This is a genomic window from Legionella nigrisilvae (assembly GCF_977063395.2).
The window spans coordinates 277,786-295,792 of sequence record NZ_CDRUGZ020000021.1; the positions used below are offsets into that span (position 1 = coordinate 277,786).

Below are 18,007 nucleotides of genomic sequence, written 5' to 3' on the forward strand. Positions count from 1 at the left end.
GAGTATAATCATTAATATAGTAATATTGCACAGGATTTGTCTAATATACAATAAGTAATGCTTTCAACTCATTGTCTTTTCGATGGAAAACGTTTCTGATTTTTATGGGTGTAGCGGGAGTTTATTTTCTTGAATTAACTTTAAGGCCGCATTGACCACCTCTGTATCATAAAGAACACCCCTGCCCCGTTTAATTTCTGCTATTGCAGCTTCTATGCCTAATGCAGGTCTGTAGGGTCTATGCGATGTCATCGCTTCCAAGACATCTGCTACAGAAATCACTAAGGTTTCGGGCAAAATTTCTGACCCTTTTAATCCTCGAGGATAACCGCTACCATCAAGTCGTTCGTGATGTTGTAAGATCACCTCAGCAACCGGTTTTTTAAGCGGAACATCTTTTAAAATATCATAGCCCGCTTGGGGGTGCACCTTTATGAGTTCCATCTCTGTCCCAGTAAGCCTGGTGGGTTTGGAAAGAATTTCTGCGGGTATTGAAATTTTACCTATATCATGTACCAATCCCATAAGCTCCAGCGAGGAGCACCGTTCAGATGACCATCCCAATTCCTCCCCTATGGCTTTGGCAATTAATCCAACTTGACGTTCATGACCTGCTGTATAGGGATCACGAAGTTCGACCATCTTGGAAACCGCAAGAAACGTCCCTTTTATTGCAGATTCTAACTCAGTTACGTATTGTTCGATTTGCACTTTTGCATGTTGAATTTCGGTAACATCATCTACTATGGAAAGAAATTCGAAATGTCCCTTCCAGGAAATAACCGTCGTATCAATCCTTAAAATTAAGGAGGCGCCATCACTTTTTCTTTTTAAAGGGAGGTTGTAGGCAATACTGGATTCGCCGCGATCTAATCGACGCCAATACTTGAGAGCTAATTTTTTAGTGCTTTCATCCTCTATTAAATCCAGCAACCCCAGGGATAATAATTCTTCTTCTTTGCGACCAACCAGTTCACAAAAGCGTGGATTTACATACAAAAATCGTTTTTTACTACGTATATATACGCCCACATGGGCTTGTTCAATAAACGCACGGAAGTGTTCTTCGCTTTCTTTAAATCGTTTTTCGGCTTCCTTCGCTTTTTGTTCTGATTGAAATCGTGTAAGTGCGTTCTGCAATAACGTGGCTACCGAATCCAAAAGTGTTGATTCCTCAGGTAGAAAAGGAGTTTTAGATATTAACGGTTGCAATCGGTATGCCACATTTATTTTTACTAGAGACTGATCCGTTTGAAACTCTTTTTCCAATTGATAAGGTAGTTTTTGCGCTTTGGAGTCTGAACTAAACTCGCCCCAGTCACTTTTTATTGTTGCAACCATATGCTTTGGAAATTGAAACGCATCAGGCAATACATTGACAACTTGGGTAAATAATTCATCGATATTCAAGTCTCTAAGTGCTATCAAATTGGCAATGGTATAAAGACATCGAATTTCTTTAATCCGTTCACGCAAGTTATAATTTAATTTATTGTGTTCTTTTTCAAGAGCCTTACGCAAAGAAATATCCCTTACGATTTGTACCCAAGAATTTGGAAAAAAATCAGAATTAATCGAGCACATACTACATTCTACCCATTCATTCTTTTTAGTCTCAATTTCCACAATAAACTGACGTTTTGGAGCGGACAGCTGAGAGCACACTGGACATTGCTCTGGTTCAATAGACTTATTATGAAAGAGGTTATGGGAAGATAAGCCCACTAATTCTTCCGGTTTTTTATGAGTGAATTCTCCAGCAGCACTGTTCGCTTGGCTGATTGTACCTTCAGACTGAACAATAAACGTAGGATCGGGAATGTTATCGTAAGTCGTTGCAGCTCGTGCCAACATTGCAAAAGGATGACGTAACGTTTGTACAACCAACGCAATATAGATAAACCAATATGAGAATATTCTTAACACATGACCAACCATATTCTCTATACCAAACAAATTTTTATAACTTGATAAAGATAAATCGGAACCAATCATCGAAATAAGGCTTAAGCTCATATAAAACAACAACTCTTTTGAAAGCATTGCCTTCTCATACCACAGCAAGATAAGGGTCATGCAGAGAATGAGGATAACGCCCCATTCGCAATAGAGTTTGAACCAAGTCACTCCATAATTATTGATATAGGTCGTGGGAAAATAACCCGAGAAGATGGAAGATAAAATTGCCAGCGTTATAAAAAAGAAACAAAGATTCACTACCCAAATTTTCAGAGTATGCCTAAAGAAATAAATAGCACACAGAAAAGATAAAGCTTGGAGGATGCGCGCAGAAACCCAAAGTTGAGTACTAAAATTCCCACCGCCCTGCGGTAATAAGTTCATTCCTTGATAAGCTAAAATATGAGCAATGTCGATACTGGCACACCAACCTGCTGCTAAAGAAATAAAAACCACAAACTGATTTTTAGTGAATTGAGTGGTTGTCGCCGCTACCGTCATTGCGGTCAATGCAATACATACCGAAACAAATTCAGTTAATACATGAAAAACCAGAAAACTCGTTTTGTATTCGATTAAGATGCAGATTAGGGATAGAAATAGAGGAGGGAAAAAAACACGCCAAGAAGGTGAGCGCTTGGCGATATAAGCAGAATAGTGTCCCTTATCGATAAGCATCCATCCCCCCCTTAATATACTTCTGCTGTGCCTCACAAAACTAAATGAAATGAACCAATATAAAAAATGTTACTCATTAATTATAGTTGAATAAAGCCATCCGGTGGTTTGTTAAAACCTGAGTGCAACATAGAATCACACAAGCCTCATTTTTTCCATTTTCACGATAATGAATAAAAAAAATACAAATTCTTCATATTTCCTTAATCATTGACTGTTAAAATTGTTCTAATTTTATCCAATCTTAATATTGATGAGGTTTTTATGAACGAGAAAATAGAAAACGCCCCCCTGAAAGCAAAGAAAAAAAGTGTGTCCTGGAATGATGGCCAAATTGAAGGAAAAATAGGGGAAAGCTTCCTCAAAGTGGACACCAGTGCATCCCCAACCAAAGAAGTATTAGAAGCAGAAATCGCTGAATTAATGAAAAAAGGGTTTTCAGAAGTGGAAGCATCCTCAATGGTGGGAAAGGCGCAAACACCTAGCGGAATGGTGATTATAACCGATCCAGTTTTTTATGATTCAAAAGACCAAATCGCCGAGCGGAAGTTTTCAAATAAACAATCTAATCCGGAACACGTAAATGCTGCAAAGACTACCTCTTCAGCAAGTGAATCATCAAACCGATATAGCTTTTTCACCCCAACGGTTATTGGCGTGGGTATGGCTATAGCATTTGCGGCAACAATAGGATTCGCAAGCAATAAATAAAATAGATATACCCGAATCACTAATGGTATCAACTAGAGTCAATGGACCATTTATCCCACCCCCTAATACTGCGAATTATTCGCGGTACTAGGGGGTTGAATTTTCAACATACCTAATTTTAGTTACCTGTTTATCTCATTAGGGGTTAAAGTAGCCATTATTTAAATCTGATTCAAAATCATAGGGCCAGTTAGTTCGGTATAAGCCATATTTCTTTTGTATAAAATCTCTTTCAATCGTGATCCATACTTGGGTGCTCACTATTTGATTCGGATCATAACTTGACCCATTCTTTATTGTTATTTTAAATTCCTGAGTAGAAAACCCATTTCGAAGTAAAATACTTTGAAAATCTTTTGTTATTACCTCTTCTCCGTTATGCATTTGTTAATTCCTTAACAGATCTTTTAAATAATTATAGTACGACAAAATAACCGATAGGTTCTTTTACCTATTGCTCATTAAATTCAATTATCCAAAATTTTTGGGATGAATTTATAGGTTCAGGTACAGGTGCTACTACTATATTTTGCACCATGGGGGGATTAAATGGGCCATCTGCGGTCGCCCATTGATATGTTATTCTAAATTTCCAAGAGCTCTTACTTTGAACTATTTTTTTTATCTCATAAGAAGTAATCCATGGACTGGATACCCCAGATACCCAATAGGGCCAACGATCTTTAAATTTGTTTTTTAATTGTTCCGAAAACAGCATAAATTGGACCGCAGCATTCCGCTCTTTATTGGCTTTTGCAAACAAAGTTGCCACTTCATCCAGTTTTTGGGGAGCCAAAGCCTTTTCCAACATTGAAATTCGCGCCGCATCGGATTCGGATTGGGAAACTTTTTCCGTCATGCTGCTGGCTGAAACTGAAAATAAAATCATTAAACCGCTTATAAGGGATTTTTTTGAAGGATTCATAGTTCTCTCTTCGACAGGGGATTTATTACTTATAGGTCAATTTAACGTGGGTGTCATTAGATGAAGCTTTACTAAAACTCAAAATCTAACTTTTGTCGGCGTGTTTTTTAAAAAGCTCTATTAAGAGTTTTGCTGATGGCCCCATTTCTTGAGGTTGGTGGTGCACCAAATAAACAGGATAGGTTCTGATATTATTTTCTTCCATTTTCAAAGGGAGAATAGGTATGTTTCGACCCTCAACCATTTTCTGCGGCAACCAGGCAAACCCTATTCCATGTGCCACACATTGGATTTTCATTTCCAAAGTACTTACTTTCCAATGAAATTCAGAACCTAACCACCCTTCATTACGTTTTTTATTTACACCAGAATCCTGGGCAATGAGGTAACGTTCTTCATAAAGATCCTCGAGGGTGAGTCGTTTTTGATGCAAAGGGCTGTCTTGATGAGCATATGGAATAAAATGAACATCCATCAATTTATTGCCCGTATAACCTTCCGGAATTTTTGAAATAATAGCCAGCTCCGCATCGCCATTAATTAATTGATCGCTAGGACCTGATAATAACCCATGCGTAATACTCAATTTGGTGTGTTGATTTTGCTGGGAAAATTCTTGCAATACAGCCATCAATAAAGGGAGTGGAAAAATCTCATCAATAGCCAAGCGAATCGATTTTTCAAAAACTGATTTTAAATTAACAGCTGCATTCGCTACATTTTTTGCAGCTCTGGTAATTTGGCGCGATAATTTTAGAATTTCAATGCCTTGTTCTGTCAAAACAGCCTTACGCCCTTCAATCTGGAGTAATTTTAACCCCAGCATGTCTTGGAGTTTTGCAATAGTATAGCTGATATTCGATTGACTTTTATGCAGTTTCATTGCTGCTTTAGCAAAGCTTCCTTCGTCAATCACTGTATGAAATACACGCCACTGTTCAAGAGTTACTTTGGTCATCGTGCGCCAACCTGAATCCATCTAAAAATTAGATATATTTAGCCAAAATTATGCGCTTTTTTAATTTAAATAGCCATTTATAATCAATTTGTTTGATTAATAAGGAGCATAAATGAAAAAAATAATGTTATCACTCATATCCAGTGGTTTGTTGTTTCACTCAGTTTCTGGAATTGCAGGAACTCTACAGGAAACGAACAAACACATTGTAACCCAATTTTATCAAAAGGCCTTGAATGAAAAGGACTTTGATGCTGCGCAAAATTACTTGGGTGCTTGGTACATTCAACATAATCCCATCGCTCAAGATGGGATTGAGGGTTTAAAAAATTACATTGATTATCTGAAAAGTACTTATCCACAATCACATAGTGAAATTAGAAGAATTTTCGCAGAAGGAGATTATGTGATTGTCCATGTCCATTCCATCTTAGAGCCGGGAACGCGGGGACAAGCCATCGTTGACATTTTTCGACTGGAACACAATAAAATTTATGAGCACTGGGATGTTATTCAACCTATTCCTGCTGAGTCAGCGAATAGTAATGGGATGTTTTAGGGAAATTATGGCCACTCTTACATAAGAAAGGTCCGGAAGACTAGATCGGTACGACTGGATCCGGTTACCCACCTGCTGGTTTATTTTGGGGGGGATTACCACATTATCCCCCAGGTTTGTGGTTACCCCGCCTTTTGCTGTTCCATGATTGATACCATTCTGCAAACTGCTCCGCGGGCATTGCTTTGCTGATAGCAAAGCCTTGACCTAAATGACAACCAAGGTTTATCAGGTGGTTTATGTGTTCCTGTGTCTCTACGCCTTCAGCAATGACCTTGATGTTTATTGCTTTTGCAATATCAAGTATTGCTCTTAATATTTTAGTATCCCTTTTACTTATTAAAATATTTCTAATAAACTCAGTATCTATTTTCATATAGCGAAATGGTAAATTGACTAAATAATTAAGCGATGAATATTTGGTGCCAAAATCATCCAGTGAAAATTCTATACCAATCTTATTACATTTTTTAATAATGCCTGAGGTTAATTCAAATTTATTGATAATACTAGATTCCAAAATTTCTAATTCAAGTCGACTGTATATATTTTTAGGATAAAGTTTTACGATGTTCATTAATTTTTCAAAAAAATTTTCTTGTTCGAGTTGACGCGCACTGATGTTGATACTGATTGTTAGCTGATCATCAATGTGTGTCCATAATCGTATTTGCTCAAGTGCTTCCTTTAGGGTGAACTCTAAAAGTGTAAAAGAAAACGCATCATTTTTTATTTGAGGTAAAAACTGATTTGGAAGTAAGAGCCCTTTTTTAGGGTGCTCCCAACGAATCAAACCCTCTAATCCTAATATTTTACCTGTTTTCATGTTCACTTTAGGCTGGTAATAAAGTTTTAATTCATTATTTTTAATTGAAGATTTAATTGCGTTAATTAATCTTTCTTGTTTTCTAATTTCTAAATCAAGCGCCACATCATATAAAGAATATTTATTTTTTCCAGTCATCTTAGATTTATACATAGCCTGATCCGCTTGAGAAAGCAAACCAGACGGGCCGATGGCTATTTTTTGCGGATAAAAACAAATCCCAGCGCTAATAGTGATAAATATTTTATGTGAATCTATAATGATTGGCTTCTTTAAATTTTCATAGATCTTATCCATCACATGTTTGAAATCATAAGGATGACTCAGTCCCTCCAATAATAACACAAACTCATCACCTCCGATTCTCGCCAAGGTGTCCGTTTCGCGTATTAGATTTTTGACTCGTTGTGCAGTTTCTATTAATAGATTATCCCCCGTTTTGTGACTATACAAATCATTAACTGACTTAAAATCATCAATATCAAAAAATACAAGCGCTATGTAATTATTTAAACGTCGTGTTTTTACCATTGCAGTTTCTAATTGCTCTAATAATGATTTTCTGTTTGCTAAATTTGTCAAGCTATCATGGTAAGCGAGATGAAGTAATTGTTTTTTTTGTTCCTCTTGTTGTGTAATATCATAAAAAACGCCAACATAATTTACTAAATCGCCATCAACATTTTTTACTTCTGATATCGCCAGCAATTGCGGATATGGTTCATTATTTTTTTTCTTATTCCATATCTCACCATACCAATATCCTTGGCTTTTTAAATGTGCCCACATTTTTTTATAAAATCCAACGCCTTGAATATCCGATTTTAAAATATTGGGTTTTTTGCCGAGGACTTCTTCTTTTTTATATTGAGTAATGTTAGTAAATTCTGTATTGACATCAATGATATTCAGATCAGGATCTGTAACAACAATGCCTTCTTTTGCAAAATGAAAAACATTCGCTAATAGATGTAATTTTTTTTCAGCATTTTCTCTTTCAGTAATATCATGTAACGTAGCAACCCAAGCTGGATTATGTTTCCAGATGGTCTTCTTCATATATACTTCCGCATATATTATTTGGTTATTAACATCTAGAATTTCTATTTTAGTTGGTTTTTCTAATTCAATTGGATAACTAAAATCACTGCCAATAAGATCAACACTTCCTTTATTGAATAAAATACAGGATGCGTTATTGGCATAAAGAATTTTACCCGACAAATCTAAAACAAGAATCGCCTCTGACAAAGCGTCAACAAACGTTTCCCAGTAATTATCTTTTTGAAGTTCCTCAGATTTCACTGATATTTAACCCCACAAGTACTTTTTCTCGATCAGACAAGTCACCAATTATTCTGCGAATTGGCTCAGGTAAATCCTTTATTAATAACGGTGTTGCTATAATTTTTTCAGACTCGGCTAACTGTGGATGCTCTAATAAATTAATGACTTCCGCTTCATAACTACCCTTAAGTTCAGGTAACGCACAAATTTCCTGGAGATTTTTAACTGCTTTTTTAGCTGTAGATGTGTAACCGATAATATAAAGTTTTAACTTATACTTAGCCATTATCACTTCTCCATTTTATTTTCTAAATTGATTGACTCTGTCAATTGAATTTCCATTTCAATTTTTTGTTTTTTTTCTAGCAAGTTAAAGATAACTAATGAGCGTTCAATGTTTTCAGGTGCTTTATCTTTTTGATCGGCTTTCTGTATCAAATCGATTTGTTTATTAATTGATTCTAATTGAGTTGCCAATGATTCTTTCTTTTTCTTGTCTATAGCTTGTTTTTCTTTTTTTCTTGATCCAAAAATCATGCCTCCATCCCCGAAATAAGGGTCCTCAATGACAATACCGTTACTCGTAACATGAAACTCTTTCATTTGATTTGAGCTTGCATTTCCTCGAGATTTCACTATCTGCAATGCTCGATTAAACTCACCATTGGATTCAATCAGACCTAATTTGATCCATGAATCTACTAAGCTGGAAGCAGAGATAAGATCTTGGTACCCTAAATACTCATGGACAAATTGATTAAAAATAAAGGTGATATTTTTGTATTTTGCATAAGATATCAGACGAATTAATATTGATTTAACTTCAAAACTATCACCCATATCTAGAAATGATGTGATGGGGTCCACAATTAATATATGTGGTTTTATCTCTTCAATAAGGGTGATAATGTTAATGAGGTGTTCCTCTAAACCCATCTCTATTGTGCGAAGAGAATGGATACTTATCATATTGTTTGCGACGGGTTCATTAAGATTGATACCTGCTGATTTAACATTTCTTATAAAATTAATGGGAGACTCTTCAAAAGAAACATAAAGCACTCTTTTTTGTTGCTTGGCTGCAGATGCTGCCAATGTAGCTGCCAGAAGTGATTTTGCAGTACCCGATGATCCACTAATCATAATCGAGGATGATTCTAAATAACCTTGACCGCCAAACATTTTATCCAAAACTGGAATTCCGGTGGAAATGTAAGATAGATTTTCTTGTTCGGTAAGACTAGTGTCCGTAATAGGTAAAATTGAAACGCCTGTTTCGGTTAACAAAAAGGGGTATTGATTTGTCTCGTGAGCTGAACTTCGCATTTTAACTATTCTTAAAATGCGGGTCATTAATTTTTTACAAATCACTTGTTCAAGTAAAATAACGCAATCGGCTGCATATTCTTCAAAATAACGGTCTTCTTCATTTGCAGCCGTAACCAATAAGGTAATTCGATGCTCTTTACACCATGTAAAAATATTTAATAAATCAATTTTATAATTGGGTGTTTCTAAACCAATCAGTAGATTCTGGAGTGAATCGATGATGAGCACAGGGTCTTCGCCTGATAAGCTGGATTGAATTCGCATAAGAATGGCATCTAATTCAAAACCACCGGTCACAGTATCAGTTAGGTTTGGGCGAAAATCAAGAACAGCCAGTTTCTTATTTTTATTTGCGTCACTTCCGGATAATCCATATTGATCCATGTTTTTTAGGATGAGTTCAGGCGGTTCCTCACACGTAAGGTAGGTGACGTGCCGATTATTCAGAATATTGCTATACGCAAAAAAAAGGCAAAAAACGGTCTTACCACACCCTGGTCCACCTTTTAAGAGAGTGGGTCTTTCCTTTGGATAACCACCTTTAAGAATATTATCAAGACCAACGATCCCTGTGGAAACTTTCTCCATTGTTCAAATCCTTTTAATTAATCTTATTTAGTATTATTGCATTGCGGTCATGCACAAGCAAATTAGGGGTAAACCAGCCAACAAATTGCAAAATACGCACAGTGAAAAAACTGCATGCAAAAGATCGCCTGTTTCATCTTGTAATGCTTCCGATGAACGCAAATGTTCGTTACGGATCTGAGCAATGCTGCGCTTGAAATGACGTTCAATGAATGGAGTATTTTCCTTAAAATTTAGGTTCTATTTGACCACCCACAAAACCATTCGATACACTTATTATGGATTACAAAATTATGGATTACAAAATTATGGATTATTTATGTTAAAACCATTTACATCACAAATTCATCCCCCTACTTCCTTTAATGAACCCGCATTCTGGTTTATCTTTCATGGCGAAGACATCCTTTTACAGAACCACACTATCCCCAAATTGTTCAATCTTAACGATCTTCATCTCCTTATTGAACGCCAAATTTATTTTGGAATCTATGGCAACACCCCGTGTTTTGCTGTACAGATTCAGAAACGCCCTGAGATACTTCCCAAAGATGCTACGTTCCAACATATCCGGCAAGCACATGAACTTCTAGGCGACGAAGATCTTTTTTTACTTGTTTCCAAAGCCAAGCAACTCTTGTATTGGGATAAAAGCACTCAGTTTTGTGGGTATTGTGGTCATCCAACTCAATACAGTACAAAAGAACGAGCTAAAATATGTTCTGAATGTCACTCATTAATTTTTCCTCAAATTGCCCCTGCTATGTTGGTATTAATTTGGCGAGATAATGAGCTTTTACTTGCGCGATCACCTCATTTTATGCCTGGAGTTTACAGTCTGCTGGCTGGCTTTGTGGAACCTGGAGAAACGCTTGAACAGACGGTTATGCGCGAAGTAAAAGAAGAGGTGGGATTGACTATAAAAAATTTGTATTATTTTTCCTCTCAACCCTGGCCATTTCAAAGTAATTTAATGTTAGGGTTCATTGCCGAATATGACAGCGGTGAAATTCAAATCGATGCAACTGAAATTGAAGATGCTCAATGGTTTTCTATAAAAAAACTGCCACAACTCCCTAAACCTATCAGCCTTTCACGTCAAATGATTGATAAATATTTGGCAACGCAATCTCGTTAATGTCTACAAAATCCACCAAAAGATATATAATTGCCCAATCCATCAATTAGAAATACGATCTGCGCATTAAACTCAGATTAGGATTTGCATGAAAACCCAAACTGAAATCCTCAGTGATCTCGACTTATTATATGAAAAAAATCCTTTACCCACGATTGAATCTTCGGTTGAGCCAAATGGCGGGGTCCTGAACCTTGATAAAGCTCTGGCGGATAATTCAGAATGCTGGGATGCGATTGTTATAAATTCTGCTCAACTCGAAAAAAAAGCCATCATTCTTAAATCCAGCTTGAGCGAAACCACCGAAAATATTTATCTGAAACAATGCATTATAAAAAAGTTAGTCGATGATCATTTTTCTGTGTATTTTCCTACTAAAGAAGGTTTAAAAAAAATAGAAGATGTAGAGGAAGTTGATACCATCCATCTGAAATATTGCGAGATGGATCCCTCCCAAGAAATCGCTGAGATAAAAAAATTAAATCTCATTGGTGATCGGGTAACTTTTTTAGATACTGTTGAATTTGATGCGTTTTGTAACAAAGTTTTAAATTCCCCTGATGCATTTTTTAATTTCATCAATTCATTAACGCTGTATTTACCCAATCTATTCAGCGATCTAATTGACACCGAAGTAGTTCGAAAAGATTTAGTAGGTGCACTACAATGGTCCTTTGATACTCCTTTAGACATGGATATAGATTGGCGTCGAAAGTACATCCATTTTGAAAAAGCGATCGAATGTGAACCCCAGACAAAACCAATTCCTCAATTTTTACAATCCAGCATGTCGTCCCCTACACTCCTCCCTGAACCCGACAAACTTTATTTCGCTTATTTATTAAAAAATCGTCCTGACATACTGAAAAAAATAATTCATATTTCATTGACAAACAGCATCGTATCCCTCCCTTCTTTTCTCAATAAACGAGAAGGTCTACTCTCCTTGGCATTGGAAAATTGTGAATTAGAATCATTGAATGACTTTGAGGATGAAGAAAATGAAAATCCACTTTTAACTACTTCATTAAGATTTCTATTAGCACAAGAGATTAATTTTTCTTCTAAACGTCTTGCATCGTTATTAAATAATTCACCAAATTTATTGTCGCTTTGTCTCGTCGACGGAACCATTACCAAGGCTCCATCTCTCTCTTTGCTCTCTAAAAAAATGGCCAATTTAAAAACGCTTTCATTAAACAGTGTAAAAACATCGACACGTCAAATAAATGCATTAATTAATGCAACACCCAACTTAAGAGAATTGGCTCTCGCCAACCTATTTTTATCTTGGGAAGATTCGTTGAACCTGAAAGCCCCGCTCATCCACTTAAAAGATCTTTCCATTAGCTCCAGTTTTATTTTTGATGATGTCTATATTCTTGTAAACTCTGCTCCAAACCTCGAAACTTTGTTTATTTATTCATTTGATTGGACAGAATATAGTGAACCGCTCATCCAACCTGATAAGCCACTAAAATCTTTAAAAAAAGTTATCCTCGGCCAAGGAAAAATGGCTCCCGCGCAACTTTATAGCCTATTAACCAACGCACCCAATTTAACCTATCTTGAATTATCATCCTGCTATCTTGATTTTGAATCGATTTCTATAGCACCGAACTCATTACCCAATTTAAAAAAACTTATTACCCGAGGAACTCATATTTCCTCAGATCAATTACTGTATTTTTTCCTGGCTGCAAGAAATTTAAATGAAATTGAAATGGATAATCCCGATGATCTTCTTACTTTACTAAATGCATTGGAACCCGCCTCGCTTTCGTCATTAAGGCACATCACTTTTTCTTTAAATGCTTTGAGCTTTTCGCAATTAAATCAATTAATCAAAGTTGCACCTAACGTCAAATCAATATCGTTCCCAACGCCACGAAACAAAGAGGATTTAATTGCGATACAGTGGGTACAACACAGTTACCCCCAAATTGAAATCAACTTATTTGAACCTCACTTGAAACAAATACCACAATATGGATATACCGAGGATTCTTTATCTCTTGATGGAAATATAGGCGAAACGGAGCATACTCCATCCTTGCCTGCACGTACGATTTTCAAAACGAAAACGGGTCCGAGCCCTCATGTTTCAAGTTATCATCTTAATACCTTCTTTTGGTCCCCTTTCAGTAAAAACTTTAAACCCTACATTCCTTTAGAAAAAAATCTAGAGGCTGTTCCTGAAGCTTTAAAATGCACTACCCACCAGTTAGAAGAAGAATTTAATCAATCCGAAACGTCAAAAAAACTCGTTTATGGGCAAATCACTTTTGAAAAGCCTCTAATTAATCAATGGCTGCAATTACCTGCCTTAAGCACTTGCGATACATTGCTCAACTATGCTGCAGAACATCCAGATTTTGAATTAAAAAGATGTAAGAATTCCGGTTATTATTTCATAAAATTTAAGAGGGAGCTTGAATCATGTCTGGTCAATTACATCATTGAACCAGGAAATAACGTTGACTTTACTCTTCAAAACAAGGCACCTAAAGAACATTTAGAATGGATCTCCAAATTATCTTTTGATGTCACAGGTGCCTTGATTAACAACAATGAATATCAAAAGTTATTGAATCTTGATGAGACGCAGCGTATTCAAGCTCTGGCCGAATATTGTCGTTTTGAAGAAGAATCCGCTACAGCGGATATAAAAGGGAATGCAATTAACGTATTGAATTCTTTAATCAAACAACGTGCAGGAGTGTGCAGACATCGAGCTCAACTCTTTTCTGCTTTGGCATTTGCATTGCAAATTGATGCCAGCCTTAAAGAGAACGATGTCCACCAATTCGTTCTCGTTCGACACAAGGATGCGCATTTTACTTTGGATTTAGGGGGAGGTGTTGCTCACTTGATTGATCTTCCCATGCCGCCACTAAAAAAAAGAAAGGATGAAAAGACCACTGAAGATAAAAAAACCAAAAAAACGGTTAGCCCTTTAAAACCCGATAACCGCTTTCAAACCTGGAATAGCGTACCGCTCCAAGCCCTAAATGCCGGTGAGCTTGTAAAAAAACTTACTTCCAAGAATTGGTATGCAAAGCAGTGGCTTATTTTTAAAGACAACCATGGAATAGAGGCGCTTCATCAAGCATCCACAGAATACAAAAACACTTTTTTCTCACGTGACTTAGATTCTATGGTCCTCCGTAATTTGCGAGTGGAACACAGCCTGGACCAGCAGGTAGATAGCCCTATAAGTCAGTTTTTAAAAAATGCTACTTTAAATCCAAATGAATCCTATACCTGGTTTATAAACTGGTCTGATCCTAAAGCGCGCCATGTCAGTTTAAATAGTATCATCGACAAGGAAAATCCAAATCTGGGTAATCTCCCTATTCCCCCTAATGTGCATGTGGTGGTGGGAATGGATGAGCGATCTGCATTTAAAATGGGAGATGACTTTTATTCACGTTTCAATGCCATCAGCCAAGCACCTGACCTACCTCCTATCGAATTATCAGCGATTAAGCTGAACCAACCTGTAGGGGATGACGACGTCCTATTTCCTTCTCCTTTAAACTGGGAATCTATTTTTCTAGGAAGACATACCTTTAATGAAGGAACTTTAGGTGTTTTTCCCGGTGCGCTGATGAAAGCCGCCAAAAATAAAACTTCTAAATTAACTGTGCATAATGCGCCATTTGAAGATCCTAAGTTTCGCTTCTTGATCACAGAATTAATGGCAACAAACCGTTTTTTCTTTAATGGTGAATGGCATGAATTGTCTAAAGACTTTCACCTAGAATTTGCCCAACCTGACTTGAGTACTTATCCCGACGTGATTAAGCCTATCGCTGGAAAAAAACGAATTGTTAATCAAACAACACTTCCTTTATTTTCCAATCAATACAAAATCACCGAGAATCATACACTTAAACCACTTCCTGGATTTTTTGCTTTAGACCAACAACTCGAACTACTAGTGACGGATAACTTAACTGAAATTCAGTGGTACAGCCTTTTGAGGGAAGCTCAAAAAGCACAATGCACCCTAAATATTAAGACAACACCTAATGTGTTTGTTCCAGAACCATTAAAAAAATCAATCATTCCCATTGATGGGTTAGGCCAGAGTAATCAACTCATTATTACAAATGATTTAGATGATGCCGAAGAACACTATAAACCTGTAGATGCTATCACGATCAATATTGATCCAAAAACCAATTTTAACAGTTTGTTTTTCCACGTTTCTTTAAAAAACAAATTATTTAAGGGTGAAGAAACTGAATTACTTAAAGCCATCAAATCAGGTAAGGCTGTAGTCCTCAAAGGCCAATTTTCAACAACTTTGGCTCAACAATTACAAACTCTCTTCATCAATCCTCCTACTCTTTGGGTCAATGGAGAGGTCGTTTCGGCTCAAAACATCACGTTAATAAGTGACAATCCAGCCCCTTTCAAGGCCATCCATAAAACCGTTCACCATTATAAGCCTGAAAAAGACTTCGCTCGGTTACATCCAGAATTGGCAGAACTATTAAAAAAAACCTATCAGCAACTCAAATTAACGCCATGCCATAGCCATTTCATAGATTTACCCACCAATACCACACAGCATTCGCAATGGCTTGATGGTTTAATTAGAAAACTGAAATGGAGCGCTGGAATTCTTCCGGAAAGCGAAGAACCAACAACCCCTGAAATGGTGCTGAACTATCTGGATCATCATCCATTGGTATTTTTAACCAGTAAAACCGGCACGGGAAAAAGTTATTTCGTCCAAAAAATCTTGCCCAAGTATGGGAAGGAACATCAAAAGCCCATTATCATCTACCATGAATTGGCAGCGATAAAAAATTGGCTTGAACACAAAGGTGAAAGTCAACCTATATTATTCATTGATGAGGCCAATCTGAGTCAGGAGCATTACGCTTTGTTTGAAGCACTTGCCCGCGGCGATAAAGAGTTTTGGTATGAAGGCACCTGTTATCCATTAAAAAATCATAAAATCATTTTTGCGGGAAATCCTACCCATTACGAGGGGCGTTTTGAACCTAATTTAATTAAACGATACCCAAACTACTTGCCTTTTGAAGGACAACCGCTAAAAAAAATATTAGCGCCGCTCCTTGAATCCAATGAGGATCCGAAGGGCTTATTAAAACTCATTGAAGCTTACTATATCAAAGCACAAGATGCCGGACTTAACATCACGCCTCGTAATGCTCAGATGATGTGTTTGCGCTATTTTATTTTAAAAGAGAACTCAAAAACCAAATTGATGACGGATGATTTCTTGATCCGATACGCCATTTTAAGTGAAATCAAAACATTAAGTCTGGATAAAAAGCTGAGCCTACCTCTTCGCTACGACATAAAACAAGGAACAATGTGGAGCGAGGAGAAGAAGAAACTCAAAACTGCATTGCAACAATTTCATCCAAAAACTGTCGACAAAAAATTCATCTGGACAGATTCACGAAAAAAAATTGCTTTGAGTATCGAAATGCTGTTGCTTATTCGAGAAAAGAAAATAAAAGGGGTATGGGATCAAGAACTGGGCATTAATGGGATTATTCTTGAAGCAGAACCCGGCCTGGGCAAAAGTCAATTAGTTCATACATTACTTAAAGCAAAGGGAATTGAATACATAACCATTTTTCCCACTAATCCTCAAGAAGTTCAAGCAAAACTTTTAGATGCATTTCATAAGGGTCAGGTTGTTTGTATTGAAGAATTTAATACTCAAATTCATGAACAATTACTAAATGCCCTACTTTCAGGGTATGATCTTGAAGGCAATCCGCCTAAAAAACCAGGTTTTTGTCTTATTGGAACCCAAAATCCAACCACTTTTCACGGTAGACTGCCTTTATCTAAAGCGCTCGACAATCGACTCATGCTTACTGAATTAAGTCACTATAAGTTTGATGAATTTATCAAAATTCTGACCGAAAAATTTAAATTACTGATCGATGAAGCACAAAATATCGCTACGGAATATTTTGAAGCGCGTACTTATGCACAAAGCCAAAGCTTATTTCCACCTCCAAACCCTCGCAATGTAATGAATGTAGCTGAGGAGGAACAAAAAAGACAAGAGATATTGGTTTGCTAAGAATAAGTGGATCCCGGTTATATTTGGGTGAAACATAGTGAAACTCAGACATAGAAGTTCTTCGAATCAAGAACTACACTTCAGTTATATAGATCACGGAATAATCAAAAATGGACAAATCAAAGTTTTTAAGCAAAGTTCTTGGAATTTATCTAATCATTGTAAGCTTGGCGATGTTTCTCAACTTAGAACAGTTTACAATTTATGTGCAAGCGCTCCTTAAGGATGCCCCATTAATGCTGGTTTTAGGGCTTTGGACTCTCATGCTTGGATTACTTATGGTTGTAAGTCATAATATTTGGCAATGGAATTGGCGGCTTTTAATAACCTTGATTAGTTGGGTCGTATTGCTCAAAGGAGCGAGTATATTTTTTTACCCTCACTATATTGATCAAGCTACTTTTCTCTTTATGCAAAATAAAAATATTGCCTATAGTGCCGCCGGATTTGAACTGCTCCTGGGCATCGTTCTTTGTTATTTCGGTTTTAAACGTTAGCACTATTTAATCCTACCGCCTCTTATGCTAAAAATTTACTAGGTTTCTAGTCAATTCATTGATTATTAGGTTAAAGTATTATGTCCGATTTTTTTTAATTAAGGGAATAGTAATGAAAATTTTAGCAAAATCACTTTTTTGTACTGTCTTTTTGGCCAATACTGCTTTTGCTGATGATCAAATAGCACAATTTAATACGCAAATTCAAAGTCAGTTAAAGCAGCTACAAGCCCAGCAGCAACAACAAATACAGCAACTTAACAGCCAACTCCAAGCACAAATTCAAAAAATACAAAATGATCTACAGCAACAAATACAAACAGCCAATAGTCAGCTGCAAAATCAGATCAAGACCGTACAAAGTCAATTGCAAACTCAAATACAAACTGTGAACACACAAGTACAACAATTAGCAGGAAAGCAAGTTCAGCCAGTAACCGTACCTGCTCCAAAAAAATAAGTTCAAAAAA

Annotated in this window: 13 protein-coding genes; 6 read left to right on the forward strand and 7 right to left on the reverse strand. The window is 36.6% G+C overall.

Features of this window, described 5'->3' with window-relative positions; translation table 11 throughout:
* Window positions 1-102: 102 nt before the first annotated feature.
* Window positions 103-2,637: an MASE3 domain-containing protein gene (locus tag ACWTE2_RS12295; protein WP_454785567.1), complete on the reverse strand. Its 2,535-nt coding sequence runs from the start codon at window positions 2,635-2,637 to the stop codon at window positions 103-105.
* A gap of 264 nt (window positions 2,638-2,901) precedes the next feature.
* On the opposite strand from ACWTE2_RS12295, the gene ACWTE2_RS12300 reads away from it, so the two are divergent.
* Window positions 2,902-3,348 (forward strand): hypothetical protein, encoded by a 447-nt coding sequence (locus ACWTE2_RS12300; protein WP_454785568.1) that lies wholly within the window; start codon window positions 2,902-2,904, stop codon window positions 3,346-3,348.
* A 138-nt stretch (window positions 3,349-3,486) separates the two neighbouring features.
* Here the strand turns inward: ACWTE2_RS12300 and ACWTE2_RS12305 are convergent, their stop codons facing one another.
* The 3 genes from ACWTE2_RS12305 to ACWTE2_RS12315 form a co-directional block, all read right to left on the reverse strand.
* A complete protein-coding gene (locus ACWTE2_RS12305; protein WP_454785569.1) occupies window positions 3,487-3,732 on the reverse strand; it encodes a hypothetical protein in 246 nt (81 codons plus the stop codon).
* Window positions 3,733-3,799: 67 nt separating this feature from the next.
* Window positions 3,800-4,273 carry a hypothetical protein gene (locus ACWTE2_RS12310; RefSeq protein WP_454785570.1) on the reverse strand — a complete coding sequence of 158 codons (474 nt, stop codon included), beginning with the start codon at window positions 4,271-4,273 and terminating at the stop codon, window positions 3,800-3,802.
* An 85-nt stretch (window positions 4,274-4,358) separates the two neighbouring features.
* The gene (locus ACWTE2_RS12315; RefSeq protein WP_454785571.1) at window positions 4,359-5,231 is read right to left on the reverse strand and encodes a LysR family transcriptional regulator; all 873 of its coding nucleotides are present in this window, start codon (window positions 5,229-5,231) and stop codon (window positions 4,359-4,361) included.
* A gap of 112 nt (window positions 5,232-5,343) precedes the next feature.
* Between ACWTE2_RS12315 and ACWTE2_RS12320 the strand changes: the two genes are divergently transcribed.
* The gene (locus tag ACWTE2_RS12320) at window positions 5,344-5,790 is read left to right on the forward strand and encodes a nuclear transport factor 2 family protein (protein ID WP_454785572.1); all 447 of its coding nucleotides are present in this window, start codon (window positions 5,344-5,346) and stop codon (window positions 5,788-5,790) included.
* 103 nt (window positions 5,791-5,893) lie between these two features.
* Here ACWTE2_RS12320 and ACWTE2_RS12325 read toward each other — a convergent pair whose 3' ends face one another.
* Genes ACWTE2_RS12325 through kaiC form a run of 3 tightly spaced genes read right to left on the reverse strand, consistent with a single transcriptional unit; the run spans window position 5,894 to window position 9,820 of the window.
* Window positions 5,894-7,921, reverse strand: a complete 2,028-nt coding sequence (locus tag ACWTE2_RS12325; RefSeq protein ID WP_454785573.1) for a putative bifunctional diguanylate cyclase/phosphodiesterase — start codon at window positions 7,919-7,921, stop codon at window positions 5,894-5,896.
* The gene (locus ACWTE2_RS12330) at window positions 7,911-8,189 is read right to left on the reverse strand and encodes a circadian clock KaiB family protein (protein WP_454785574.1); all 279 of its coding nucleotides are present in this window, start codon (window positions 8,187-8,189) and stop codon (window positions 7,911-7,913) included. Before ACWTE2_RS12330 ends, ACWTE2_RS12325 begins: the two co-directional genes overlap by 11 nt.
* A gap of 2 nt (window positions 8,190-8,191) precedes the next feature.
* Entirely contained in the window at window positions 8,192-9,820 is a 1,629-nt protein-coding gene (kaiC, locus tag ACWTE2_RS12335) for a circadian clock protein KaiC (protein ID WP_454785575.1), read from the reverse strand.
* 319 nt (window positions 9,821-10,139) lie between these two features.
* Between kaiC and nudC the strand changes: the two genes are divergently transcribed.
* The 4 genes from nudC (at window position 10,140) to ACWTE2_RS12355 (ending at window position 17,997) form a co-directional block, all read left to right on the forward strand.
* Window positions 10,140-10,958, forward strand: a complete 819-nt coding sequence (nudC, locus tag ACWTE2_RS12340; protein WP_454785576.1) for an NAD(+) diphosphatase — start codon at window positions 10,140-10,142, stop codon at window positions 10,956-10,958.
* An 88-nt stretch (window positions 10,959-11,046) separates the two neighbouring features.
* Entirely contained in the window at window positions 11,047-17,040 is a 5,994-nt protein-coding gene (locus tag ACWTE2_RS12345; RefSeq protein WP_454785577.1) for a hypothetical protein, read from the forward strand.
* A gap of 110 nt (window positions 17,041-17,150) precedes the next feature.
* Window positions 17,151-17,537 (forward strand): hypothetical protein, encoded by a 387-nt coding sequence (locus tag ACWTE2_RS12350; protein ID WP_182392512.1) that lies wholly within the window; start codon window positions 17,151-17,153, stop codon window positions 17,535-17,537.
* A 112-nt stretch (window positions 17,538-17,649) separates the two neighbouring features.
* Window positions 17,650-17,997 carry a hypothetical protein gene (locus tag ACWTE2_RS12355; protein WP_454785578.1) on the forward strand — a complete coding sequence of 116 codons (348 nt, stop codon included), beginning with the start codon at window positions 17,650-17,652 and terminating at the stop codon, window positions 17,995-17,997.
* Window positions 17,998-18,007: the final 10 nt, after the last annotated feature.